Origin of the sequence: Rummeliibacillus sp. POC4 (assembly GCF_003576525.1) — a bacterium.
Lineage (GTDB): Bacteria > Bacillota > Bacilli > Bacillales_A > Planococcaceae > Rummeliibacillus.
Window position 1 is genome coordinate 1 of record NZ_QWUA01000057.1, and the last position, 25,593, is coordinate 25,593.

The 25,593-nt window shown below is 34.8% G+C and carries 25 protein-coding genes; 16 read left to right on the plus strand and 9 right to left on the minus strand.

Features of this window, described 5'->3' with window-relative positions; genetic code table 11:
- Positions 1-442 precede the first annotated feature (442 nt).
- The 7 genes from D1606_RS13850 to dnaA all read right to left on the minus strand — a co-directional run bounded on the left by D1606_RS13850 (position 443) and on the right by dnaA (position 10,524).
- A complete protein-coding gene (locus D1606_RS13850) occupies positions 443-1,549 on the minus strand; it encodes an HD-GYP domain-containing protein (RefSeq protein ID WP_119416612.1) in 1,107 nt (368 codons plus the stop codon).
- Between the two features lie 209 nt (positions 1,550-1,758).
- A complete protein-coding gene (gene gyrA / locus D1606_RS13855; protein WP_119416613.1) occupies positions 1,759-4,302 on the minus strand; it encodes a DNA gyrase subunit A in 2,544 nt (847 codons plus the stop codon).
- A gap of 24 nt (positions 4,303-4,326) precedes the next feature.
- Positions 4,327-6,252, minus strand: coding sequence for a DNA topoisomerase (ATP-hydrolyzing) subunit B (gene gyrB / locus D1606_RS13860; protein ID WP_119416614.1), 1,926 nt, complete (start codon positions 6,250-6,252; stop codon positions 4,327-4,329).
- 77 nt (positions 6,253-6,329) lie between these two features.
- Entirely contained in the window at positions 6,330-7,451 is a 1,122-nt protein-coding gene (gene recF, locus D1606_RS13865; RefSeq protein ID WP_119416615.1) for a DNA replication/repair protein RecF, read from the minus strand.
- Position 7,452: 1 nt separating this feature from the next.
- Positions 7,453-7,680 (minus strand): S4 domain-containing protein YaaA, encoded by a 228-nt coding sequence (gene yaaA / locus D1606_RS13870; protein WP_119416616.1) that lies wholly within the window; start codon positions 7,678-7,680, stop codon positions 7,453-7,455.
- Positions 7,681-7,864: 184 nt separating this feature from the next.
- Positions 7,865-9,001 carry a DNA polymerase III subunit beta gene (gene dnaN / locus D1606_RS13875; protein ID WP_119416617.1) on the minus strand — a complete coding sequence of 379 codons (1,137 nt, stop codon included), beginning with the start codon at positions 8,999-9,001 and terminating at the stop codon, positions 7,865-7,867.
- A gap of 179 nt (positions 9,002-9,180) precedes the next feature.
- Positions 9,181-10,524 (minus strand): chromosomal replication initiator protein DnaA, encoded by a 1,344-nt coding sequence (gene dnaA / locus D1606_RS13880; protein ID WP_119416618.1) that lies wholly within the window; start codon positions 10,522-10,524, stop codon positions 9,181-9,183.
- 584 nt (positions 10,525-11,108) lie between these two features.
- Between dnaA and rpmH the strand changes: the two genes are divergently transcribed.
- The 10 genes from rpmH (at position 11,109) to D1606_RS13930 (ending at position 20,629) form a co-directional block, all read left to right on the plus strand.
- Entirely contained in the window at positions 11,109-11,243 is a 135-nt protein-coding gene (rpmH, locus tag D1606_RS13885; RefSeq protein ID WP_066791201.1) for a 50S ribosomal protein L34, read from the plus strand.
- Between the two features lie 86 nt (positions 11,244-11,329).
- Positions 11,330-11,719, plus strand: a complete 390-nt coding sequence (rnpA, locus tag D1606_RS13890; RefSeq protein ID WP_119416619.1) for a ribonuclease P protein component — start codon at positions 11,330-11,332, stop codon at positions 11,717-11,719.
- Between the two features lie 103 nt (positions 11,720-11,822).
- Entirely contained in the window at positions 11,823-12,647 is an 825-nt protein-coding gene (gene jag, locus D1606_RS13895) for an RNA-binding cell elongation regulator Jag/EloR (protein ID WP_119416620.1), read from the plus strand.
- A 142-nt stretch (positions 12,648-12,789) separates the two neighbouring features.
- Entirely contained in the window at positions 12,790-14,175 is a 1,386-nt protein-coding gene (gene mnmE / locus D1606_RS13900) for a tRNA uridine-5-carboxymethylaminomethyl(34) synthesis GTPase MnmE (protein WP_119416621.1), read from the plus strand.
- A 161-nt stretch (positions 14,176-14,336) separates the two neighbouring features.
- Complete coding sequence (gene mnmG / locus D1606_RS13905; protein ID WP_119416622.1) at positions 14,337-16,223, plus strand: tRNA uridine-5-carboxymethylaminomethyl(34) synthesis enzyme MnmG; 1,887 nt, start codon at positions 14,337-14,339, stop codon at positions 16,221-16,223.
- Positions 16,224-16,389: 166 nt separating this feature from the next.
- Positions 16,390-17,106, plus strand: a complete 717-nt coding sequence (gene rsmG, locus D1606_RS13910) for a 16S rRNA (guanine(527)-N(7))-methyltransferase RsmG (protein WP_119416623.1) — start codon at positions 16,390-16,392, stop codon at positions 17,104-17,106.
- Between the two features lie 192 nt (positions 17,107-17,298).
- A complete protein-coding gene (noc, locus tag D1606_RS13915; protein WP_119416624.1) occupies positions 17,299-18,159 on the plus strand; it encodes a nucleoid occlusion protein in 861 nt (286 codons plus the stop codon).
- Between the two features lie 161 nt (positions 18,160-18,320).
- The gene (locus D1606_RS13920; RefSeq protein WP_119416625.1) at positions 18,321-19,082 is read left to right on the plus strand and encodes a ParA family protein; all 762 of its coding nucleotides are present in this window, start codon (positions 18,321-18,323) and stop codon (positions 19,080-19,082) included.
- Positions 19,075-19,914, plus strand: a complete 840-nt coding sequence (locus D1606_RS13925) for a ParB/RepB/Spo0J family partition protein (RefSeq protein ID WP_119416626.1) — start codon at positions 19,075-19,077, stop codon at positions 19,912-19,914. The genes D1606_RS13920 and D1606_RS13925 overlap by 8 nt, the downstream gene beginning before the upstream one ends.
- 10 nt (positions 19,915-19,924) lie before the next feature.
- Complete coding sequence (locus D1606_RS13930) at positions 19,925-20,629, plus strand: DUF554 domain-containing protein (protein WP_119416627.1); 705 nt, start codon at positions 19,925-19,927, stop codon at positions 20,627-20,629.
- Here D1606_RS13930 and yyaC read toward each other — a convergent pair.
- A complete protein-coding gene (gene yyaC, locus D1606_RS13935) occupies positions 20,588-21,184 on the minus strand; it encodes a spore protease YyaC (protein WP_119416628.1) in 597 nt (198 codons plus the stop codon). The genes D1606_RS13930 and yyaC overlap by 42 nt on opposite strands.
- Before the next feature lie 88 nt (positions 21,185-21,272).
- Here yyaC and D1606_RS13940 point away from each other — a divergent pair, with 88 nt between their 5' ends.
- From D1606_RS13940 to ychF, 3 genes are all read left to right on the plus strand, one after another.
- Positions 21,273-22,154 (plus strand): mechanosensitive ion channel family protein, encoded by an 882-nt coding sequence (locus tag D1606_RS13940; RefSeq protein ID WP_119416640.1) that lies wholly within the window; start codon positions 21,273-21,275, stop codon positions 22,152-22,154.
- Between the two features lie 2 nt (positions 22,155-22,156).
- Positions 22,157-22,363, plus strand: a complete 207-nt coding sequence (locus D1606_RS13945) for a DUF951 domain-containing protein (RefSeq protein ID WP_119416629.1) — start codon at positions 22,157-22,159, stop codon at positions 22,361-22,363.
- 87 nt (positions 22,364-22,450) lie between these two features.
- Positions 22,451-23,551 (plus strand): redox-regulated ATPase YchF, encoded by a 1,101-nt coding sequence (gene ychF / locus D1606_RS13950; RefSeq protein ID WP_119416630.1) that lies wholly within the window; start codon positions 22,451-22,453, stop codon positions 23,549-23,551.
- A 115-nt stretch (positions 23,552-23,666) separates the two neighbouring features.
- Here the strand turns inward: ychF and D1606_RS13955 are convergent, their stop codons facing one another.
- Positions 23,667-24,212 carry a DUF3267 domain-containing protein gene (locus D1606_RS13955; protein ID WP_119416631.1) on the minus strand — a complete coding sequence of 182 codons (546 nt, stop codon included), beginning with the start codon at positions 24,210-24,212 and terminating at the stop codon, positions 23,667-23,669.
- Between the two features lie 170 nt (positions 24,213-24,382).
- Between D1606_RS13955 and rpsF the strand changes: the two genes are divergently transcribed.
- From rpsF to rpsR, 3 genes are read left to right on the plus strand one after another with little or no spacing between them, the layout of a single operon-like run.
- Entirely contained in the window at positions 24,383-24,670 is a 288-nt protein-coding gene (rpsF, locus tag D1606_RS13960; RefSeq protein WP_119416632.1) for a 30S ribosomal protein S6, read from the plus strand.
- A gap of 47 nt (positions 24,671-24,717) precedes the next feature.
- Positions 24,718-25,245, plus strand: a complete 528-nt coding sequence (gene ssb / locus D1606_RS13965; protein WP_119416633.1) for a single-stranded DNA-binding protein — start codon at positions 24,718-24,720, stop codon at positions 25,243-25,245.
- Between the two features lie 56 nt (positions 25,246-25,301).
- Positions 25,302-25,538 (plus strand): 30S ribosomal protein S18, encoded by a 237-nt coding sequence (gene rpsR, locus D1606_RS13970; protein WP_119416634.1) that lies wholly within the window; start codon positions 25,302-25,304, stop codon positions 25,536-25,538.
- Positions 25,539-25,593 lie beyond the last annotated feature (55 nt).

Genomic DNA, 25,593 nt, shown 5'->3' on the forward strand with positions numbered 1-25,593 from the left:
TTATCATCATATGATGATATCTATTTTGTCTTTGTTAAAAACAAAGTTTATTGATTAACATCTTGCTTGTTCAGTTTTCAAGGTTCATATCATGTCGTTATCTTAACGACTCATTTATTATATCACTATAAATTTTCAATGTCAACATCTTTTTTTAATAAGATGTTTATCATTTAATATTTCATCTGTTAGCGACTTAAATAGTATATCTAATAGTATAAAGATTGTCAATGCTATTTTAAAAGAAAATGAAATTTTAAATGTAAGAAGGAGATTCACAATTACTTTTAATTCAATATCCTAAACTTCTGCAGCATACCACAGGTAGTTTTCCTTTCTATTTTTTAATCTAAATTCAAAAAAGGCTACTACCTGCTGATGTAAAAAAATACTAATAGAGTACAGTTCTTTATTCTCCTAATTCTATAAAATCATTTGCCTGCTACCTTTCTAAAATTAAACGTTCTATATATATATTTCTATATTTTGAGAGATCAATAATTTCATTTGATTCAACTACTTTAATAACAGGTCTTGTAGGTGAAGTTTTATTAGTAAATATAATAGAAGCTTCTAAGCCATTTGATAACTCTACTTTAGATCCTAATGGTAAGTCCGTAACACAAGTCATTAAAGCTTGTACTACCTGTATGTTAAACTTTCCAAATTCTGTTTCTTGGATCATTTCTAACACTTTAAACGGTGATTCTTTTGATTGATATATTCTTTCACAAGTCATTGCATGGAACACATCTGCAACAGCAATTATATGTGAAAATATTGAGATTTTACTTCCCTTTTCCCCTCTAGGATAGCCACTACCATCTAATCTTTCATGATGTTGATACACAGCGATTTTCATTTCCTGTTTAAGAATTGTAATACTGTTGATCATTTGGAGACTGTAATAAGGATGCTCTTGAATCTCTTTGAACTCATATTCTGTTAATGGCCCAGTCTTTTCTCTAATCTTTTTATTAATTTTCGCCATTCCACAGTCAGCTACTGCCCCTGCTATAGCAATTTGGAGTATATCCCCTTTACTATAGCCCATCTTTTGTGCAATAACTGCACAAATTAAACTGATAGCCACTGAGTGATGGTATATGTAATCCTCACTTGTTGAAAATTCATTTAAAGTAAATATTTTATCTCTATTTTCTAATACAAGGTCTATTAAAGGTAAAATATATGTTCTAACTTTTGTAATATTTACTTTGCTACCGGATTCCCAGTTTATAAATTCCTTTTTAATCTTATTAACAACATCTATATATTTTCTTTCAAAAGGCATAATTGAAGCTGAATCTATTATATTTTCTTGTTCAATAGGTATTAGTCCATCATCTTCATTTTCAATCTTATTAGAACCTAGAGGAGAAGAAATTATCGTGACTTGGGAAATTTGAAAAGCCTTTAATACTGGTAAATGTTCACGAGTAATTTTTGTATTTTTATAAATAATCGGATATTGGGTGTTAGCCTTTATATCATTTGCGATAACACTACCTAATTTTAAATCAGAAACTTTTACTAATTTAGTCTTCAAATAAATTACCCCTTTGTAATTCCTTTATATATGGTTTATTGTAACTGAATTATTTTCCAATTGTAATAGTAGAATACATATCTATAAATATTGAAAAATTATTATGACAAGCTATGCAATTTCAAACACGTTCCAACCCCCGTTATAGAAAAAGAGACGCTTATCGCGTCCCTCTCTTAACTATCAAGATTAGATTATCTATTGAATAATTATTCTTCTGAAGTTTCACTATTATCACTTTTCACTTCAGTTTCTTCTTCAGTTGTTTCTACAGACTCCAATTCCTCTAATTCATCTTCAGTTAGATCAGGATCTTCTTCATCTGTTTCTTTTTTCACTTTTGCAACAGAGGCAACTAATTCTTCATCACTTAAACGGATTAGACGGACACCTTGAGTACTTCGACCAGTTACTGAAATATCATTAATATCCATACGAATAAGCATACCATTAATAGTCATAAGCATTATGTCCTCTTGACCATCAACTGTTTTAACAGCTACTAGTGGACCATTTTTATCTGTGATTTGGCAAGTCTTAATACCAACACCACCACGATTTTGCAAACGATATTCACCTTCAGGAGTTCGTTTACCATAACCTTTTTCTGTAACAACAAGAATTTCTTGCTCAGGTTCAATGATTTCCATGCCTACTACATAGTCTTCATCTCTTAATCGAATACCACGAACACCAGCTGCCGTACGCCCCATTGAACGAATATCTCCTTCATTGAACCGCACTAACATACCATTATGTGTACCAATGATAATCTCTTTTTTACCGTCTGTTAATCGTACCGAGATTAGCTCGTCATCATCACGTAACGAAATTGCAATTAAACCGTTAGTTCGTATATTAGCAAAGTTAGATAATGGTGTACGCTTAGTAACACCCGTACGTGTAGTGAAGACAAAGTATGCATCTTCATCATATGATGCTACACGGATCATCGCAGTTACTTTTTCCTCCTTATCAATATTTAGTAAATTGACTAATGGAAGACCTTTAGCTGTCCGACCAAATTCAGGAATTTCGTAACCTTTTGCTTTAAATACTTTACCTTTTGATGTAAAGAATAGGATGGTATCGTGTGTAGATGTGTATAATAAGTGTTCTACAAAGTCATCTTCATGTGTTCCCATACCTTGTACACCACGACCGCCACGACGTTGGCTACGGTAAGTATTAGCTGGTAGTCGTTTAATATAGCTATTATGTGTCAATGTAATAACTGAATTTTCACGTGGAATTAAATCCTCATCTTCAATCATTTCAAAACCGCCAGCAGTAATTTCCGTACGACGTGCATCATTAAATCGTTCTTTTATTTCTAGCAATTCATCATGTATGATTTGAAGAATTCTTGATTCATCTGCTAGTATTTCTTTTAATTCTTTTATAAGAGCTAATAATTCTTGATATTCTGCTTCAATTTTATCGCGTTCTAAACCTGTTAAACGTTGTAAACGCATATCTAAAATTGCTTGAGCTTGACGTTCACTTAAATCGAATGTTTCCATTAAGCCATTTTTAGCTTCTTCAGCTGTTTGAGATGCACGTATAAGGCTAATAATTTCATCAATATGATCAAGTGCGATACGTAAACCTTCTAAGATATGCGCACGATTTTCGGCTTTACGTAATTCAAATTCAGTTCTTCTACGAATAACAATTTTTTGGTGTTCTAAATAATGGTAAAGTGCTTCTTTCAAACTTAATACCTTTGGTTGCCCATCAACAAGAGCTAGCATATTAATACCAAAGCTTGTTTGCATAGCTGTTTGTTTATATAAATTATTTAATACTACATTTGCATTTGCATCTTTACGTACATCAATGGTAACACGCATACCAGTACGGTCAGATTCATCGCGGATATTTGTTATACCGTCAATTTTCTTATCTCGTACTAGTTCCGCAATTTTTTCTATTAGGCGTGCTTTGTTCACTTGGTAAGGAAGCTCATGAATTACAATTACTTCTTTACCACTCGATTTTTGTTCGATTTCAACGCGTGCACGTATAATGATAGAGCCACGGCCAGTTTCATATGCTTTACGGATACCGCTTCGTCCTAATATTAAAGCTCCGGTTGGAAAATCTGGTCCTGGGATAATGTCCATCAATTCTTCTGTTGTAATAGCAGGATTATTCGACAGTGCCAATACACCATCAATAATTTCTCCTAATTGATGCGGTGGAATATTAGTGGCCATACCTACTGCAATCCCTGATGCCCCATTAACAAGTAAATTTGGATAACGTGCGGGTAACACAATCGGTTCTTTTTCATTACCATCATAGTTATCTTGATAATCAATTGTATCTTTGTTAATATCACGTAACATTTCCATAGAAATTTTAGACATACGTGATTCTGTATAACGCATAGCAGCTGCACCATCACCATCTACAGAACCAAAGTTACCATGACCATCTACTAACATATAGCGGTAGCTAAAATCTTGTGCCATACGAACCATTGCTTCGTAAATAGAAGAGTCACCATGAGGGTGATACTTACCCATTACATCCCCAACGATACGAGCAGATTTTTTATACGGTTTATCAGAAGTACTGCCTAACTCTTGCATACCATATAAGATACGGCGTTGTACGGGTTTAAGCCCATCACGCACGTCTGGTAGTGCACGAGAGACGATAACACTCATTGCATAATCTAAAAATGAAGTTCTTATTGTTTTTGTTATATTAACTCCTTTAACTCCGGAGTTGTTTTCTTCAGACAAAGTATAGACCTCCCTTCAAAATTTCTAAATATCTAAGTTTTCTACAAAAACAGCATTTTCGTGAATAAATTGACGTCTTGGTTCAACATCATCACCCATTAGTTGTTCAAATGTTTGATCTGCTTCAATAGCATCATCCAATTCAACTTGTAAAAGAACGCGATGCTCTGGATCCATTGTAGTGTCCCATAATTGCTCAGCATCCATTTCACCAAGCCCTTTATATCTTTGGATACCCGGTTTTGGTTGCTTAGGTAGGCGTTCTAAAATTGCCTGTAACTCTTTATCACTATAGCAATATTCTACGTGTTTACCTTGTGCCACTTTAAATAATGGTGGCTGTGCAATATAGACATATCCAGCTTCAATAAGTGGTCGCATAAAGCGGAAGAAGAATGTTAATAATAGAGTTCTAATATGAGCACCGTCGACATCAGCATCTGTCATAATAACAATTTTGTGATAGCGTGCTTTTTGCAAATCAAACTCTTCGCCAATACCAGTACCAATGGCTGTAATCATAGCTCGGATTTCAGCATTAGATAAAATACGATCTAAACGTGCTTTTTCAACGTTTAAAATTTTACCTCTTAGTGGCAATATGGCTTGGAAATGTCGATCACGACCTGACTTAGCAGAACCACCAGCGGAGTCACCTTCTACGATGTAAACTTCGCATTCTTCAGGATGACGAGAAGAACAGTCTGCAAGCTTCCCAGGTAAATTAGATACTTCTAAAGCTGATTTTCGTCTAGTCATTTCACGGGCTTTTTTAGCTGCTACACGTGCACGTGATGCAACCAACCCTTTATCTACAATTGTTCTTGCTACTGTTGGATTTTCCAACAAAAATCTTTCAAAGCGTTCGGAGAATAAAGAATTTGTGATTGTGCTCACTTCAGAGTTGCCTAATTTTGTTTTAGTTTGCCCTTCAAATTGAGGATCAGGATGCTTAACTGATACGATGGCAACTAATCCTTCACGAACATCTTCTCCAGATAAATTAGCATCTGAATCTTTTAATAAATTATTTTTTCGGGCATAGTCATTAATTACACGAGTAAGTGCTGTTTTAAATCCTGATTCGTGTGTACCGCCTTCGTAAGTATTAATATTATTTGCAAAAGAGAATATATTAGAGGCAAAGCCTGAATTATATTGCATAGCAATTTCAACGGAGATACCATCTTTTTCACCCTTCAAGTCAATCGCTTCATGAAGGGGCTCTTTCTTCTCGTTTATATGTTCAACATATGATTTAATACCGCCTTCATAATGGTAAGTGTTTTTACGTATTTCCTCACCACGTTCATCGACGATAGAAATTTTAATACCTCGGTTTAAATAAGCTAGTTCACGGATACGATGTGCTAAGATATCAAATTCATAAACTGTTGTCTCTTTAAAAATTTCAGCATCTGCCTTAAAGCGTGTTGTAGTACCATTGTGGTCAGTGTCACCTATAACTTTTAACGGTTGAACAGTTTTACCACGTTCAAATCTTATCTCATGAATGTGACCATCTCTGTGAACTTGTACAATTGTCTCTACGGACAGTGCGTTCACAACTGAAGCACCTACACCATGTAGGCCACCAGATACTTTGTATCCTCCACCGCCAAATTTACCACCAGCATGGAGTACAGTCATAATTACTTCTACAGCTGGCTTCCCGATTTTTTCTTGTGTGTCAACCGGAATACCACGACCATTATCTTCTACTCGAATCCAATTATCTTTTTCAATCGCTACTGTAATATCTGTACAATAGCCAGCCAATGCTTCATCAATACTATTATCTACAATTTCCCAAACTAAGTGGTGTAACCCTTTGGAACTTGTAGTACCGATATACATACCGGGACGTTTACGAACGGCTTCTAACCCCTCTAATACTTGAATCTGCTCGGCATCATATGCAGCAGGCTTGTTATTATCTTCGATTGCCATTATTATTCCACCTACTCTTTCCTAGCAATAGTATGCATTATTTCTAACTCTCTTAAACCTATAAAATCCGCGGAATACTAGATTTCCTTAGTATCCACGGAACCTTGTTTCACATGAAACATTGCTGCTTCACGTATTGTTTCATGATCTATACCTTCTACACTCGTTGTAGTCACAAAGGTCTGTACTTCACCTTTAATCGTATTTAGTAAATGAGACTGACGGTAATCATCTAATTCTGAAAGAACATCATCCAACAGTAAAATGGGCGCTTCCCCAACTTCTTGTTTAATAAGTTCTATTTCAGCTAATTTAAGTGATAAAGCCGTTGTCCGTTGTTGACCTTGTGATCCGAAGGTTTGTACATCATAGCCGTTTACAATAAATTGTAAATCGTCCCGATGTGGACCAACCAGTGTAACGCCTCGTTCTAATTCACGAGGTAAAGATTCCTTCAATTTCATAGTTAAATGAGCAGTCATTTGTTCAAGTGACCATTCAGCATCCATACCACTAACTGGGCGATAACGGATTGTCATCTCTTCAAGATTTCTTGAAATACCATGATGGATTGGACCCGCCCATTCTTGTAATAGCTCCATGAAGTAAAATCTTTTATGAATCACCTTAACAGCTGCTTCAATATATTGTTCTGTATATACATCAAACATCACATCTTGCAATGTCTGTTTGCCTTGATTTTGTTTAAGTAAATGATTTCGTTGTTTTAGCAACTTTTGGAAAGTTAATAAATCATGTAAATATACTGGAGAAATTTGCCCGATTTCCATATCGAGAAAACGCCTTCTAATTTGAGGACTGCCTTTCACTACTGTTAAGTCTTCTGGTGCAAACATTACAACGTTCATTTGTCCAATATAGTCACTCAAACGACTTTGTTCTAAGTGATTTACCTTTGCCTTTTTCCCTTTTTTAGAAATAGTTAGCTCTAAAGGTAGGTGACCATACTTTTTCTGAACATCACCTTCTATTTTACCATAATCTTTCTCCCATCGTATCAATTCTTTATCGCTAGATGTACGATGAGATTTCGCCATAGCTAAAACATAAATAGACTCCATAACATTTGTCTTACCTTGTGCATTTTCACCAATTAAAACATTAATCTTCGGGGAGAAAGATAAATCGAGAGATTCATAATTCCTGTAGTTTGTCAGCTTTAGTCTCTCTATATGCATACTATTCCTCGCCTTGAGGCTCTATTAGACAAAATCTACCACATCCTGGAATATTCACTAAATCTCCTACATGTAGTTTACGGCCTCTTCTACGATCAACCTCGCCATTTACATAAACATCATTTTCTTGCAAAAACCATTTAGCCATACCACCAGAGCTTATTGCATCCGTCATTTTAAGAAATTGCCCCAGTGTTACAAATTCACTTTCTAATACAATCTCATTCACTATTTTTCATCCTCTACTTCTCATTCTATCTTATCTCTATTTTACCGAACTTTTGTTCATAAGTAAAAAGGATAGTCATCTTATCGACTACCCTTTTGAAGAAAAATCACTTAAATTTTATAAATTAGTACCAGATACTAATTTATTTTGGGAAATAATTTAACACGTTATATTAGAAAAATAATTAATATGTTCTTACAGGCAAAATCAATTGTAATATAGCATCATCATTTAGAGATTGGATCGTAAATGGACGCATTGCTCCTGTGAATTGGATCGTAATTTCTTGTCCATCAATTGCTTTTAATGCATCCATCATATATTTTGCACTGAAAGAAATGCGTAATTCTTCACCTTCAAGTGACTCTACATGAATTTCTTCTTCAACTTTACCAATTTCAGGTGAGTTTGATGAAATTTCTATATTGTTATCTCCTACAGTTGAAAAACGGACAACATTATTTCTATCTTCGCGTGCAAGTAATGATGCGCGATCGATAGCTTGAAGTAAAGTTTTACCATTGATTGTTACAGTTGTGTTGTATTCATCTGGGATTAAGCGAGAAGTTTCAGGATAATTGCCTTCTAGCAAACGTGAGAAAAATAAAACATCTGAAGTTTTGAATAAAACTTGTTGGTTCGTCATAAATATATCTACAGGTGTATTTGAATCACTTAAAATTTTACTTAATTCAGTTAAACTTTTACCTGGAATAACAACATCTGCTTCTTCAGTTGGAGTATGGTCTAAAGTAACTTTACGGCGAGCTAAACGATGACTATCTGTAGCAATACAAATAAGTCCATCTTCTTTGATTTGCCATTTTACACCTGTCAACACTGGTCGACTTTCGGATGTAGAAACAGCAAAAACAGTTTCACGAATAACAGATTTAAGTAAATCTGCAGGTAAAGTAATTTGTCGATCAGGTGATATTTCAGGAAGCATTGGATATTCAGTTGCATCTAATCCAATTAAGTGGAAATCAGATTTACCTGATTGAATTCTTGTTTGAAAATTTTCAGTTACTTCAATTTCAACTTCATTTGTAGGTAATTTACGTACAATTTCATTGAACATTTTAGCTTGTAACACAATTGAACCTGTTTCATGGACATGGATAAGTTGTTTTCCATCTTCTTCTACAGGAATTGAAGTTTGAATAGTAATGTCTGCATCACTACCTGTTAATGTCATACCTTCAGTAGATATGTCAATTTTAATACCTGTCAAAATAGGAATAGTTGTTTTGGAACTAACTGCTTTCATGACATCATTTAATCCATCTAGCAAACGATCTCTTATGATATCGAACTTCATGTTTATGACCTCACTTATTATATTTTTTATTATTTTATTATTTAAAAGAATAATAGAAATAGTAATAGGGGCTGTGGATTTGTGGATAAGTCTCTTAAAGCAAATAAAATCAGTCTATCCACATGTAGATAGACTGTGTATAAATTTGTTGTTAACTTTCTTGTTATCCACAGCAAAAATTATTTTCCTAGCATGCTTTTAATCTGCTTAATATCTTGTTGAAGACCTTGATCATCTTTAAGAAGTGATGAAATTTTTTCATGAGCATGGATAACAGTGGTATGGTCACGGCCTCCAAATTCATCACCTATTTTAGGTAAAGAACAATCAGTCATTTCACGAGAAAGATACATAGCTACTTGTCTAGGGAATGCAATAGATTTTGTTCGTTTTTTAGCTGTAAAGTCTTCTAGCTTAATATGATAATGCTCGCCTACCGCCTTTTGTATATCTAAAATTGTTAAAATCCGAGGTGTAGCATTAGGAATAATATTTTTTAATGCTTGTGCAGCTAATTCTGCCGAAATATCTTCATTTACAAGTGATGAGTATGCTACAACACGAATTAGGGCACCCTCTAATTCACGGATATTAGAATCAATTTGATTTGCGATATAGAGCATAACTTCATTTGGAATATCCAAATTATCAGCCTTTGCCTTTTTGCGTAAAATAGCAATACGTGTCTCTAAATCAGGTGGGGCAATATCTGTAATTAGACCCCATTCAAAGCGTGAACGTAGGCGATCCTCTAATGTTGGAATTTCTTTTGGAGGACGATCACTAGAAATCACGATTTGTTTTGATTCCTCATGTAGCGTATTAAATGTATGGAAAAATTCTTCTTGAGTTGATTCTTTTCCAGCCAAAAATTGAATATCATCAATTAGTAATACATCTACACTACGGTATTTATTACGAAATTCCTCAGCTCTATTATCACGAATAGAGTTAATAAATTCATTGGTAAATTTTTCAGACGATAGATAAACTACTTTTGCTTTTGGATTATGTTCCAATACATAATGACCAATAGCATGCATTAGGTGAGTTTTACCTAAGCCAACACCACCATAGATAAATAGCGGATTATAGGCCTTTGCAGGTGCTTCAGCTACTGCTAATGAAGCTGCATGTGCAAAGCGATTACCTGATCCAATAACAAATGTATCAAATGTATTTTTTGTATTTAACATGCCAGAGGAAGTTTCAGGTTGTTCCTCGTGCTTTTTTTGAATGGGTGTAGATGGGATATCAAAATCCTCTATGTTTGGATCCTGTTGAACAACGAAACGAATGTGTAAATCCTTACCTGTTAATTCAGCTAAAATTGCTGCGATTAAGTGTACATAATGGTTTTCAAGCCACTCACGGCCGAAAGAATTGGGAGCAGCAATTGTTACAGTATCACCAGTGTAGGCTAACAATTTCGTTGACTTCAGCCAAGTTTCAAAGCTTGGTTTGGAAATCTTCTTCTTCGCTTCTGAGAGTACTTTGTCCCATAACTCTTCAATATGTTCCAAGCTCTTTCTCCTTTTCTAAAAAAACTATTCTATAAAATAATTACAGTAGTTGGTTAAATAAAAATTATATCAAGATTAGATTATAATCTAACTGTTAATCACAGTAAACACATTCTGTGGATAAATCTTATTCTACATCAGTGGATAAAATTATCCACAAGTTATTAACAATTGTGGATAAGACTTTGTATAGCAAGATTTATTTACAGAGTAAAACACAATAATTGTATCAGGAAAAGTAAAGTATGACAAGAGTTTAAAAAGGTTATCCACAAAATGCATAATTATTCACCGTTGATTTATCCACAACATATGAGCTTGTGTAAAAACTGTAGGTAAGTGCTGTGGATATTTTTAAAAAGATAAAAAAGTGTTCACAATGAAAAAAGAGTAAAAATCATTTAAGTGTGGATAACTTAGCATGATAGCGTGAAAGCGTGAAAGCGTGAAAGGGATAAAGAACTTCTTTAAGATTAAAGTGATTATTTTAAAGGGAGTTGACAAAGTAGCCTGATAATAGCTATAATATCCAAGACTGTCTGTAGTATTTAGATAATAGACTTTCATCAGGAGGTGTCATATAAATGAAACGCACATACCAACCGAAAAAACGTAAGCATAGTAAAGTACATGGCTTCCGTGCACGTATGGCTACTAAAAACGGTCGTAAAGTGATCGCAGCTCGCCGTCGTAAAGGAAGAAAAGTATTATCAGCATAAGCATAAGTCCACTGAACATACTCAGTGGTCTTTTTTCTTTTATAATATGAGGTAGAAGAGGAAAAAAGAATAAGCAGGTGCAAAAAATGAAAAAACGCCGCAGAATTAAAAAGAACGAGGACTTTCAGAAAGTGTTCAAAAAAGGGAAGTCTTTTGCGAATCGCCAATTTGTTATCTATTATCTTGAAAAAGATGGACAAGATGAATTTAGAATTGGGTTATCCGTTAGTAAAAAAATTGCAAAGGCAGTCACAAGAAATCAAATTAAACGTTATGTCCGTCAAAGCTTTTTTGAGTTAAACGATGAGCTTCCACAAAATATGGACTACGTCATTATCGCCCGAAATCCGGCGGCCACCATGAATTTTCATGAAACAAAGAAAAGCCTTGAACATGTATTGAAAATCGCAAAGGTTTTAAGAAGAAGTAGTAGAGACAACAAGAAATCCCATGATAGAATAAAAAAAAGCAAATAATCTTGCAGGGAATTCGTTGATTATGCTGGATCTAGATAGAATCGAATCTTGTAAAGTAAGCTTTGAAAAACAACAAAACCTGCGAAAACAGGAGGGGCCCAAAGTGAAACAGATTACGCAAACAGGCGCAACTGTAGAGGAAGCAATTTTGCTTGCCTTACATGAGCTTAACCTTACTCGTAAACAAGTAGATGTTGAAATTATTCAAGAAGCAAAAAGAGGTTTTTTAGGAATTGGTTCACGAAAAGCACTAATTCGTGTAACAGAAAAACAAATTGAAAAACCAAGTACCAAACAAGAAGATATAGAGGAATCCGAATTTGTATTCAGAATAAATTCTATTCAGCAAGATAAAGAACAAGATGAAATTGATACTAGGATCAGTGCAATTTCGACCTTAGAAAAAACAACAATTGATGTGGTTGAACCAAAAGATTTGCAGGAAGAACAAGAAGATACCGGAATGGTAGATTATTCAGAAGCAATCGAAAAGGTTAAAGAATATATTACCGAAATTGCAATACAATTAGGTATTCAAGACCTTACAATTCAGGTTGAACAAAAGGGTAAAACGATTAATTACCGACTATCTAGCGAAAAAGCTGCTCTTTTAATTGGTAAGCGTGGTCAAACATTGAATGCTCTTCAACAATTAGCACAATTAGTAGCACATCAGTACATCAAACGTTTCATATTGGTAAAATTAGATGTTGAAAATTATCGCGAAAGACGTCAAAAATCACTAGAATTATTTGCAAATCGTATGGCAGACAAAGCAGTTCATACGGGAAGAAAAGTAGAACTTGAGCCAATGCCGGCAAATGAACGTAAGATCATCCACCATGTATTAGCAAATCGAGTAGACGTTGAGACCTATTCAAAAGGTGAAGATATCAAACGTCATTTAGTGATTGAGCCAATTAGATAAAATTTCAAGGATTGTGAAAGAGTCCTTCTCAAGAGTTGAGAAGGACTCATTTTTTTGCTATATGGTATTATAAAAAATTAGAGAATTAGATGTTTTGTTATCCACATGTGGATAACTTTTTCCAACGTAGGAGGTAAAAAATATGGAATTTGATACAATTGCAGCGATATCCACACCAATGGGTGAAGGGGCAATAGCAATTGTCCGATTAAGCGGTGACCAAGCAATTGAAATAGCAGATCGTATTTTTCATTCGCCAAGTGGTAAAAAATTATCAGTACAGCCTTCTCACACAATTCACTATGGCCATTTAAAAGAGGTTGAAACAGGCGAAATAGTAGAAGAAGTAATGTTATCGATGATGAAAGGACCAAAGACTTTCACGAGAGAAGATGTAGTAGAAATCAATTGCCATGGCGGTCTTGTTTCAGTGAACCGTGTTCTTCAGTTAGTACTTAGAAATGGAGCGAGATTGGCTGAACCAGGTGAATTTACGAAAAGAGCATTTTTAAATGGTCGTATTGATTTATCACAGGCAGAAGCTGTCATGGATTTAATTCGAGCTAAAACAGATAAGGCGATGAATGTAGCACTAGGTCAAATGGATGGTAAACTATCTCGCCTAATTAATCAATTACGTCAAGCATTAATAGAAGTATTAGCGCAAGTAGAAGTAAATATAGATTATCCAGAGTATGATGATGTTGAGGAAATGACAATTCCGTTAATGTTAGAAAAATCTACTTGGGTAAAGCAAGAAATTGAAAAATTACTTCAGACATCTTCTCAAGGGAAAATATTGCGAGAAGGATTATCAACGGTTATATTGGGGCGACCAAATGTAGGGAAATCCTCATTACTAAATAGCTTAGTTCAAGAAAATAAAGCAATTGTCACTGATGTAGCGGGTACAACACGTGATATTATTGAAGAATACGTCAATGTACGTGGCGTACCTCTTCGTTTAGTAGATACAGCAGGAATTCGTGAGACAGAAGATATTGTTGAACGAATCGGAGTAGAAAGATCTCGCCAAGTCTTAAAAGAAGCAGATTTAATCTTACTTGTTGTAAACTATAATGACGAGCTAACAGAGGAAGACGAACGATTATTTGAAACAATTCAAAACATGGATTTTATCGTCGTTGTCAATAAAACAGATTTACCACAAAAAATTGATTTAAACCGTGTGAGAGAACTTGCAGGTAATCGTAAATTAGTCACCACTTCTCTATTACAAGAAGAAGGTGTTGCAGAGCTTGAAGAGGCTATTGCAGCATTATTCTTTGAAGGATCTGTTGAAGCAGGCGATTTAACATATGTTTCAAATGCTAGGCATATTGCATTACTGCATCAAGCACTTGATCGCATTAATGATGCAATTGGCGCTGCAAATGCAGGTGTTCCTGTAGATATGATTCAAATTGATGTAACTAGGTCATGGGAAATTCTAGGTGAAATTGTTGGAGATACAGTACAAGATAGCTTGATTAATCAGTTATTCTCGCAATTCTGCTTAGGAAAATAATAGAAGGATTCAACATTATACTTAGCAGATGAAGACCTCTAGGTGTAAGTTGAATAGCTTTTATAGGCAATTACTTGATAGGCTGAAGGATCATTATCAACTAACTACTTATTGTCTATTGAAGCAAAGGAAACTCTAAAAAAGAAAGGAAGTAACGAGCAGTGCTAACAAATTATGAAGCAGGCACGTTCGACGTTGTAGTAATTGGAGCTGGTCATGCAGGAGTAGAAGCTGCATATGCCTCAGCTAGAATGGGTGCAAAAACTTTAGTATTAACAATAAATTTAGATATGATTGCTTTTATGCCATGTAATCCATCTGTTGGTGGACCCGCAAAAGGGATTGTTGTACGTGAAATTGATGCAATGGGTGGAGCGATGGGGAAAATCATCGACAAGACAAATATCCAAATGCGTATGTTAAACACTGGTAAAGGTCCTGCAGTTCGTGCGTTACGTGCACAAGCTGATAAAGTGATGTATCAACATGCAATGAAAAAATTACTTGAAGATCAAGAAAACCTTAGTATCCACCAAGCTATGGTGGAAGAGTTAATCGTAGAGGATGGACAAGTAAAAGGTGTCATTACACAAACAGGTGCAATATACCGTGCGAATACGGTCGTAATTACAACAGGTACTTTCCTACGTGGTGAAATTATTATTGGCGATTTGAAATATTCAAGTGGTCCAAATAACCAACAACCTTCTATCAAGCTTGCCGATAATTTACGTGAACTAGGGTTTGATATGGTCCGTTTTAAAACAGGTACACCACCACGTGTTAATAGTAAAACCATTGATTATAGTAAAACTGAAATTCAACCAGGTGATCCAGAACCACGTGCTTTCAGTTATGAAACGACTGAATTTATCACAGATCAAATTCCATGTTGGTTAACATATACAAGTCTAGAAACACACCAAATTATTAATGATAATTTAGATAAATCACCAATGTTCACAGGTGTCATCACAGGTACAGGTCCTCGATATTGCCCATCAATTGAAACAAAAATTGTACGCTTTAACGACAAACCTCGTCACCAATTGTTCTTAGAACCAGAAGGTCGCAATACACAAGAAGTTTATGTTCAAGGACTATCAACAAGTTTACCGGAACATATTCAACGAAAAATGCTTGAAACAATTCCTGGACTAGAAAAGGCTGAAATGATGCGTGCTGGATATGCTATCGAATATGATGCAATTGTTCCTACTCAGCTTTGGCCAACACTTGAAACAAAACGTATTCAAAACTTATATACAGCAGGTCAAATTAATGGTACTTCTGGTTATGAAGAGGCAGCAGGTCAAGGGTTAATGGCAGGTATAAATGCAGCTGCAAAAGCCCTTGGAAAAGAAGAAATGATCCTTGGACGCGCAGATGCTTATATTGGTGTATTAATCGATGATTTAGTGACAAAAGGAACAAATGAACCTTATCGACTATTAACATCTCGTGCAGAATATCGTTTATTATTACGTCACGACAATGCAGATATGCGTTTAACAGAACGTGCTTATCAAGCAGGGTTAATTTCAAAAGAACGCTATGATCGTTTCCTTGTGAAAAAAGCACAAGTAGAAGGTGAAATTGCTCGTTTACATGATGTCATTCTAAAACCAAATGAGGAAACTCAAGCTACTATTCAATCAGTTGGTAGTAGCCCATTAAAAGATGGTATCCGTGGTACCGATTTATTAAAACGCCCTGAGGTCAATTATGAATTAGTAGCTTCGTTGACACCATCAGATATAGAGTTAAGCACAGAAGTAAAAGAACAAGTTGAAATACAAGTGAAATATGAAGGTTATATTGAAAAAGCCCTTCAACAAGTAGAAAAACTTAAAAAAATGGAAGATAAGAAAATACCGGAAAATATCGATTATGATGCAATTTCTGGGATTGCAACAGAAGCAAAAGAAAAGTTGAAAGAAGTACGTCCACTTTCAGTAGCACAAGCATCTCGTATTTCAGGTGTTAATCCAGCTGACATTTCGATTTTACTGGTGTATATTGAACATGGAAGAATCGCGAAAATTTAAAATTAGAAGCAATACAAGTATATGTTAGAAGGAGGGCTCTGTCGTTTTCATATGCCTGTAATTACAGGCATATGTCGCAAAACTGTAATACTAAACAGTTTTGTTGAACAGAGCCATACTAAAAATAATGACAAAATTTAAGTAGCACTTATGGAAGGGGAATAACATGAACGAAGAACAGTTTGTGCAAGCTTTAAAAACGCAGGGGATTGAGTTATCAGATAAACAAATTCAGCAATTTCATATTTATTTTGAAACATTGGTAGAATGGAATGAAAAGATGAATTTGACAGCAATAACTGATTTACCATCTGTTTATTTAAAGCATTTCTATGATTCTATTAGTGCTGCATTTTATATTGATTTTGATAAGGTTCAGTCACTATGTGATGTAGGAGCAGGTGCTGGGTTTCCAAGTATCCCTATTAAAATTTGTTTCCCACATTTGAAAATTACGATTGTAGATTCGTTAAATAAACGTATCCAATTTTTAAATCATCTAAGTGAAGAATTACATTTAGAAAATGTAAATTTTGTTCATTCACGTGCAGAAGATTTTGGACAAGCTAAAGAGTATCGAGAAAAATTTGATATGGTAACCGCACGTGCTGTTGCTAGATTATCTGTTTTATCTGAACTATGTATTCCACTTGTTAAATTGGGTGGCACTTTTGTAGCGATGAAAGCAGCTAGTGGTGATGAAGAATTAAAGGATGCTAAAAGAGCTATAGCGACTCTTGGTACAAAACTAGTAGATAAGTTTGAATTCTTACTTCCGATTGAAAACAGTGAACGTACAATTTATGCCTTTGAAAAAATAAAAAATACTCCAAAAAAATATCCACGTAAGCCTGGAGTACCCAATAAATCACCGATTCACTAATATATGTTTCACATGAAACAAAAAAAGGAATCTACCGTTTTTTATCGAAAGAAACTATAATGATAAATGAACATAATTACTTTTTGTATAATGTTAGTAAATATATATAGATAGATAGTCATCTCTAGTAACTAGAAAGTAAACTAGATATAAATAAGAGATGAGAAATATCATTAAAGGTGGTGCCAAAGGATGAAAAGTACTTTTTCACGTTTTTTTGGAAGTGGTGAGAAAGTAGAAAACACCTCAAAAAGTGAAGTAAAGAATACGGAATCGGTTGTAAAGCTTTCTATTGAGAAAATTAGTCCAAACCGCTATCAACCACGAACAATTTTTGATGATTCTAAGATTGAAGAATTAGCACGAACAATACATACGCATGGTGTCATTCAACCAATTGTCGTACGTAAATTAGATGAGGATCATTATGAAATTATTGCAGGGGAACGTCGTTACCGAGCAATGAAATCATTAAATTGGACAGAAGTGCCAGCAATTATTCGTGAAATGAATGATAAAGAAACGGCTTCTGTTGCACTGATTGAAAACCTACAACGAGAAGAACTTACGTCGATTGAAGAAGCGCAAGCTTATCAAAAACTTTTAGAATTACATGAATTGACACAAGAAGCTCTTGCTCAGCGTTTAGGCAAAGGGCAATCTACTATTGCCAATAAACTTCGCCTTTTAAAATTGCCAGAAACTATTCAAATGGCAATTTTAAAAAGAGACATCTCTGAACGACATGCGCGTGCATTAGTTCCTGTTAAAGATGAAGAACTGCAATTGAAGTTATTACAAGAAACAATTGAGCATGATTATAATGTTAGACAATTAGAACAACGAATTAGTGAAATATTAAACCCTAAAGAAAAAACAACAAAGGCAAAACCACGTCGTAAAGCGATTAGTCGGGATATACGGATAGCACTCAATACTATTCGCCAATCACTTACAATGGTAAATAAAACAGGTATTCATGTAGAAACCGAAGAGGAAGAACATGATGAGTTTTACCAAATTACAGTGAAGATTCCTAAGAAGAAAGCATAATCATATTTTCTATAAAACTCTTACTCTAGAAAAAATTAGAATAAGAGTTTTTTCTTTAGATTTCATCTAGTAAATGGAGCCGAGAAATCATTTTTTTGATAGAATGTATAAAAAGGTATGTTAAACATTTTGATGAATACGTTTCTGAAAGCAGGTGCACCATGGGAAGAACAATAGCAATTGCAAACCAAAAGGGCGGCGTTGGTAAGACGACAACATCTGTAAATTTAAGCGCGTGCCTTGCTACATTAGGAAAAAAGGTATTATTAATTGATACGGATCCACAAGGAAATTCTACTAGCGGTGTTGGAATCAATAAAGGGGAAGTTGATAAATGTATTTACGACGTACTCATTGATGATGAGCCAATCGAAACAGCTATATATAAAACAAATACTGATAATTTATATATTGTACCAGCAACGATTGCACTCGCAGGAGCAGAAATTGAATTAGTATCAACCCTCTCAAGGGAAGTACGATTAAAGCATGCTATAGAGGATATAAAAAAAGAATATGATTTTATTATTATCGATTGTCCTCCATCGTTAGGGTTATTAACAATCAACTCTTTAACAGCTGCGGATGCTATTTTGATCCCCGTACAATGTGAATACTATGCGTTAGAAGGTTTAAGTCAATTATTATCGACAATACGTCTTGTGCAAAAGCATTTGAACAACCAGTTAATGATTGATGGTGTTTTGTTAACAATGTTAGATGCTCGTACAAATTTGGGATTACAAGTTATAGATGAAGTGAAAAAGTACTTCCAAGACAAAGTGTATAAAACGATTATTCCGCGAAATGTCCGTTTAAGTGAAGCACCAAGTCATGGCGAGCCTATTATTCTCTATGATCGCAAATCTCGTGGTGCAGAAGTGTATTTAGAATTGGCAAGAGAGGTGATTAAAAATGGCTAAAGCATTAGGAAAAGGATTAGGTGCACTTTTTCAAGACCAAGAATTATTAGAATCAGATAAAGTAACCCAGACAGCTATTCGTGATATACAAGAAAATCCATTTCAACCACGGAAAGTTTTCGATAAAGAATCTTTACAAGAGTTAGCTCAATCTATTAAAGAATATGGGATTTTACAACCCATTATATTGCGAAAAAAAGGTGCAAAGTTTGAAATTGTTGTAGGGGAAAGACGATTCCGTGCAGCGAAGTTAGCAAATTTAACAGTTGTACCATCTGTTATTCGTGATTTCGATGATATAAAAATGATGGAATTAGCCATTTTGGAGAATCTTCAACGTGAAGATCTAACACCAATCGAAGAAGCAGAGGCTTATCATAGCTTGATGGAACATCTAGGTTTAACTCAAGAAGAGTTGTCCAAACGGCTAGGTAAAAGTCGTCCACACATTGCAAATCATGTTCGTTTATTAACATTACCAAAAGACGTCCAAAAACTTGTGAATGATGGCAAACTAACGATGGGACATGGTAGAACATTATTAGGTTTGAAAAATAAAAAACAAATACCTATGATTGCTGAAAAAGTGATGAAGCAACATCTAAATGTTCGCCAACTAGAAGCGTTAGTCCATTCCTTAAATGAGGAAGTTCCACGTGAAACAAAGAAAAAAATGAAAAAGGATATTTTCATTGAAGAAAAAGAGTCTCAATTAAGAGATTACTTTGGTACAAATGTTTTAATCAAAAAAACAAAAAATAAAGGGAAAATAGAAATTGAGTTTTTCTCTGAAGATGATTTAGAACGCATATTAGATTTATTAGAGGATTGAGTGAATTTAAGTGGTCTTATTAGGAACAATCATTGACTCACTGCTTATAGCAGTAGGGTGTATTATCGGGAGGTTTCTACAAGGTATTCCTGATAAAATGAAAGAAACAGTCATGCAGGTTATTGGACTTGCTGTAACTGTGCTAGGTATTCAAATGGGCATTAAGAGCGATAATTTTATTATAGTTATCGTAAGCCTTGTTGTTGGGACAATTATTGGAGAATGGATTGATCTAGATTTACAGTTAAATCGATTTGGTAAATGGATAGAGCGTAAAATTGGGAAAAAGGGCGAAAATGGCGATATCGCCCAAGGATTTATCACAGGTACTTTAATCTTTGTTATTGGTTCAATGGCTATTATAGGTGCGCTTGATAGTGGCCTTCGAAATGACCATTCCGTATTAATAACTAAAGGTATCATTGATGGATTTACAGCTATTTTCTTGGCCTCTACTTTAGGTATAGGTGTACTATTAAGTGCAATTTCGGTGTTTGTATACCAAGGTGCAATCGCTTTGTTTGCTGGTCAAATAAGCATACTTGTTCCAGATGCTTTAATGGATACTTTTATACAACAAATGACGGCAACAGGTGGTGCTATGATTATAGCTATTGGTCTAAATATGATGGGGCTCACGAAAATCCGTGTAGCTAATATTTTGCCAGCCATTCTAGTGGTTGCGTTCATAGTTTCGATTATGCATATTTTTTAGTGAATGGCGATGAAATGCCAAGTAGAGTGCACGTGCAATCCGGTTACTCATTTCATATGTCACATTTAATCTAGTAGTTTGTAATATAGTATGTTCCATAAAGCCACCAAAATTGACGATTCCCTTAATAGAGACGTCCCCAATTGGTGGCAATTCTTTTTTTACAGCTTTACCTGGTAAGAGTGGACCAGGCTGAAAAAGTATTTCACCAATCCGTTGTTGCTCACCTAAACAAGCATCAATAGCTACAACAAATGGTTTAATAGATTGTTCCTGTAAAGAATCAACAGTTTCTTTTAAGTTTAAAGCATGTAATGGTTGTTCTAAAGATCCAATAATTCTATAAGGAAAAGAGATATAGTTTGAGAGTAAACTACCAATTAAGGGCCCTAAAGCATCTCCTGTAGAACGATCAGATCCAATACAACAAAATACAAGATTTTCATGATGAAATGGTATATGCTCTAATAAGAAAGAGCTTAATCGCCAAATGGCACCTGAATCTTGATAGTGCAATGCATATGAGAAAGCAGAATTAGATAATGGAAGTGTCATATGAATTTTCACCTTCTTCTTTTTCTGCAGTATACGTAAGAAAAAAATTTTTTATGCAAGAGGAGTTATAAAAGTGAAATTAAAAAGTATGCATAGTTGGGAGTCAATGAAGGATTACTTAACAGATGAAAAACTATGGAATAATATAGGATTTGCAACACTTAAGATTATTGCTATCTGGCTTTTATCAATGGTTGTTGTACGTGTTGCAAAGATGGCCATTAAAAAATTCTTTGATATTCGAATGAATGGGCCAATTGCATTACAACCTGCATCTGAACGACGGTATCGAACAATTTTACGATTATTGCAAAGTGTCATATCTTATGTAGTTTACTTTTCAGCAATTATCGCTATATTATCTGCTATGAATATAAGAGTGGCAGGTTTGTTAGCTGGTGCTGGAATCGTCGGTTTAGCAGTTGGGTTTGGTGCACAGAGTTTAGTAAAGGATGTCATTACTGGATTTTTCATCATCTTTGAGGATCAATTTGGTGTTGGAGATTATATTAAAATTACTTCAACGGAGGGAACAGTATTAGAAATTGGTTTACGTACAACGAAGATTAAAGGTGCAGCAGGGGAAATTAACATTATACCGAATGGCTCTATTACAGAGGTTGTAAATTATTCGATTAATAACTCAATTGCAATTATTGATGTTAGTGTAGCATATAGTTCAGATATTGAAAAAGCTGAAAAACTCATCGAACAATATTTAAAAACTTTACCAGCTACTCATGAAGAAGTGGTTTCTGAGCCAACCTTGCTAGGTGTCCAAAATGTCGTAGGAGCCGAAGTCACATTACGTATTTCCGTTGAGACATTACCAATGCAACATTTTGCTATTTCACGTATGGTTCGTCGTGATATTAAAGATATTTTTGATCGCAATGGCATTGAAATTCCTTATCCTAAAATGATGGTTTATGAACGAGATAATAATCAAGCATTTGAAGAAGGAGAGTAAAAATGGAAGCAAAAAAATATGGTCTTGGTGATATAGTAGAGATGAAAAAGCAACATCCTTGTGGAACAAATGAGTGGAAAATTATTCGCCTGGGTGCAGATATTCGTATCAAATGTGAAGGATGCCAACATAGTGTAATGATTCCACGTAGGGAATTTGATAAGAAAATGAAAAAAGTCTTGGTAGTCGCAAATCCAACTGAAGAATAGACTTTTACTTAGTGAAAATCTATAATGAACAAGTTGATATAGGAAATAATTTAATAGTATTTATTTTTTTGAAAGGTTGTGGAAAAAATGGCTTTAACAGCCGGTATCGTAGGTTTACCAAACGTTGGTAAATCCACATTATTTAACGCAATTACAAAGGCAGGGGCTCTTGCAGCGAACTATCCATTCGCAACAATTGATCCAAATGTAGGGATTGTAGAAGTTCCAGATGCACGTTTAGATAAATTAACTGAGTTAGTACAACCAAAGAAAACTGTTCCTACAGCATTTGAATTTACAGATATCGCTGGTATCGTAAAAGGTGCAAGTAAAGGTGAAGGACTAGGTAACAAATTCTTAGCTCATATCCGTGAAGTAGATGCTATTACTCAAGTTGTAAGATGCTTTGAAGATGAAAATATTACACATGTTGCCGGTAAAGTGGATCCTATTAGTGATATTGAAGTCATCAACCTAGAGTTGATCCTTGCAGACTTAGAATCTGTTGATAAACGATATGCAAAAGTTGAAAAGTTAGCTCGCCAAAAAGATAAAGAAGCGATGATTGAAGCGCCTATTTTAGAAAAAATTAAAGAAGCGTTCGCAGCAGAAAAACCAGCTCGCTCTGTTGAATTATCTGATGATGAAAAGAAAGTTATTAAAGGGTTAAATTTGTTAACAATCAAACCAATGCTCTATGTAGCGAATGTTTCTGAAGATGAAGTAGCAGATGCTAGCAATAACAAATATGTACAAGCAGTTCGTGAATATGCGGCTTCTGAAGGTGCAGAAGTGATTGTTGTTTGTGCTAAAATTGAAGAAGAAATTGCAGAATTAGATGATGATGAAAAATCAATGTTCCTAGAAGAATTAGGTATTGAGGAATCAGGATTAGATCAACTAATCCGTGCATCATATAGCTTACTTGGTCTAGCTACATATTTCACAGCTGGGGTACAAGAAGTAAAAGCATGGACATTCCGTAAAGGTATGAAGGCGCCACAATGTGCCGGAATCATTCACTCTGACTTTGAACGAGGTTTTATTCGAGCAGAAACTGTCTCATATGAAGATTTAATGCAATATGGTTCTATGAATGCTGCTAAAGAAGCTGGACGCGTACGTCTTGAAGGTAAAGACTATGTTGTACAAGATGGCGACATTATGTTATTCCGTTTTAACGTATAAACAAGAACTATTAAGTAGCCCTGTAAGTATAAAACTTACAGGGCCACTTTTTTCTATTAATGAATATTCGCTATGTGTTTTCAAAAGAGGCTTTCAAATACAATTTATTTAATTGCTAATTTTTATAAATATATAATTTAGGCAACTTTGGGTCATCCCGAATGAAATAATTCTTTGGAAACTTTCTTAGTTTTTTATACATCGCGAAATCTCCAACTGCTCCAGCGATAAGCCACGCACCTAAGATAAGCCATAGGTTATTATTGAGTATAAAACCTATCATAGCTGGAATTACACCTGTAATCCAAAAAGGAAGTAAAAGGGACTTTTTCATTGCCCTATTGTGTAAATATCTTGTTGTTGTAGCATAGGCGACACCCATTTTTAAATTGACACCATATTTTAAACTACTAATTGGGACTCTTCCAAAAAGAAGAAAACCAATTAGATGACAAATTTCATGTATAACGATTAATCCAATATATAAAATAAAAAAAAGAAAAAAATTAAAAATGGATATATGAAAAGCAAATTCCCCATGTATAAAGCCATTAACCAAAAGGAAACTAATCATTAAAAAAATGGTCCAAAATAAATTCTGCCTTGCTATTCTTTTTATATCTAATTCAATAATATCAATTGGTTCTGAACAATTCTCCATTTACATCCCTCCACTCTAAAGTATATGAAAATAAATCCCCCTTGCCTAGCAAAGTTAGTTGCTTAATATTCTAATATATGATACAATTCGTTGATGTGAGTAGTAAAAATTACTAACTCCTTGCCAAGGGTTTCGAACTTGGCCAAAGTCCACAAGGAGGTGCTTATATAATGAGAGCATACGAATTAATGTATATTATTCGTCCAAACATCGAAGAAGAAGGTAAAAAAGCTTTAGTTGAACGTTTCAACGAAATCTTAACTTCTAACGGTGCTGAAATCATCGAATCAAAAGAATGGGGCAAACGCCGCCTAGCTTACGAAATCGAAGACTTCCGCGAAGGTTTCTACCAAATCGTGAAAGTTAACGCTGATTCTAAAGCAATCGATGAATACACTCGTCTTGCTAATATTAACGAAGATATCATTCGTCATATTGCAGTTCGTCAAGAAGACTAATTTGAATTTGAACTTGAACAAAAGCAGATAAAGGAGGTTGCATTCTGATGATTAACCGTGTCGTACTAGTTGGAAGACTAACAAAAGATCCAGAACTTCGCTACACACCAAGTGGCGTTGCTGTTGCTCGTTTTACACTTGCTGTAAATAGAACGTTTTCTAACCAACAAGGTGAGAGACAAGCGGACTTTATCAACTGTGTAGTTTGGCGTAAACAAGCTGAAAATACAGCAAACTTCTTACGTAAAGGAAGTCTTGCAGGTGTTGAAGGCCGTATCCAAACAGGTAGTTATGAAGGACAAGATGGTAAACGTGTTTATACAACTGAAGTTGTTGCAGATAGCGTACAGTTCTTAGAACCACGCAGTGCTGCAGGAGACCGTCCTCAACAAGGACAACAATATGGCGGTCAGTCATATAGTGCTCCGCAACAAGGAAACTATCAACAACCATCTTATCAACAGAATCAATCACCTAGTCAGCAAAATTACACACGTGTAGATGAAGATCCATTTGCACCAGTTAGCAATGGTGGAGGAAAAGTCGACGTAACAGAAGACGATCTACCATTCTAAGCAAATGACTTATTGCACGTCATATACGATAATTATATAAGGAGGGAAACTACACAATGGCACCACGTAGAGGAGGCCGCAAACGCCGTAAAGTTTGCTATTTCACTTCTAATAACATCAAACACATCGATTACAAAGATGTTGATTTATTAAAAAAATTCATCTCTGAACGCGGAAAAATTCTTCCACGCCGTGTGACTGGTACAAGCGCTAAATATCAACGTAAACTTACATCAGCTATCAAAATGGCTCGTGTAATGGCTTTACTACCATTCACTGCAGATGATAAATAATGATTTTTTAAAAGACCGGCATATGCTGGTCTTTTTTTATATTGTAAAATTGAAT

Coding starts and splice junctions, on each gene's coding strand:
- rpmH (WP_066791201.1), top strand. CDS start 11,109: ATGAAACGCACATACCAACCGAAAAAACGTAAGCATAGTAAAGTACAT.
- D1606_RS13925 (WP_119416626.1), top strand. CDS start 19,075: ATGGCTAAAGCATTAGGAAAAGGATTAGGTGCACTTTTTCAAGACCAA.
- rnpA (WP_119416619.1), top strand. CDS start 11,330: ATGAAAAAACGCCGCAGAATTAAAAAGAACGAGGACTTTCAGAAAGTG.
- rpsF (WP_119416632.1), top strand. CDS start 24,383: ATGAGAGCATACGAATTAATGTATATTATTCGTCCAAACATCGAAGAA.
- yyaC (WP_119416628.1), bottom strand. CDS start 21,184: ATGACACTTCCATTATCTAATTCTGCTTTCTCATATGCATTGCACTAT.
- noc (WP_119416624.1), top strand. CDS start 17,299: ATGAAAAGTACTTTTTCACGTTTTTTTGGAAGTGGTGAGAAAGTAGAA.
- D1606_RS13945 (WP_119416629.1), top strand. CDS start 22,157: ATGGAAGCAAAAAAATATGGTCTTGGTGATATAGTAGAGATGAAAAAG.
- ychF (WP_119416630.1), top strand. CDS start 22,451: ATGGCTTTAACAGCCGGTATCGTAGGTTTACCAAACGTTGGTAAATCC.
- recF (WP_119416615.1), bottom strand. CDS start 7,451: ATGCATATAGAGAGACTAAAGCTGACAAACTACAGGAATTATGAATCT.
- dnaN (WP_119416617.1), bottom strand. CDS start 9,001: ATGAAGTTCGATATCATAAGAGATCGTTTGCTAGATGGATTAAATGAT.
- D1606_RS13940 (WP_119416640.1), top strand. CDS start 21,273: ATGCATAGTTGGGAGTCAATGAAGGATTACTTAACAGATGAAAAACTA.
- ssb (WP_119416633.1), top strand. CDS start 24,718: ATGATTAACCGTGTCGTACTAGTTGGAAGACTAACAAAAGATCCAGAA.
- D1606_RS13920 (WP_119416625.1), top strand. CDS start 18,321: ATGGGAAGAACAATAGCAATTGCAAACCAAAAGGGCGGCGTTGGTAAG.
- rsmG (WP_119416623.1), top strand. CDS start 16,390: ATGAACGAAGAACAGTTTGTGCAAGCTTTAAAAACGCAGGGGATTGAG.
- mnmE (WP_119416621.1), top strand. CDS start 12,790: ATGGAATTTGATACAATTGCAGCGATATCCACACCAATGGGTGAAGGG.
- D1606_RS13955 (WP_119416631.1), bottom strand. CDS start 24,212: ATGGAGAATTGTTCAGAACCAATTGATATTATTGAATTAGATATAAAA.
- gyrB (WP_119416614.1), bottom strand. CDS start 6,252: ATGGCAATCGAAGATAATAACAAGCCTGCTGCATATGATGCCGAGCAG.
- rpsR (WP_119416634.1), top strand. CDS start 25,302: ATGGCACCACGTAGAGGAGGCCGCAAACGCCGTAAAGTTTGCTATTTC.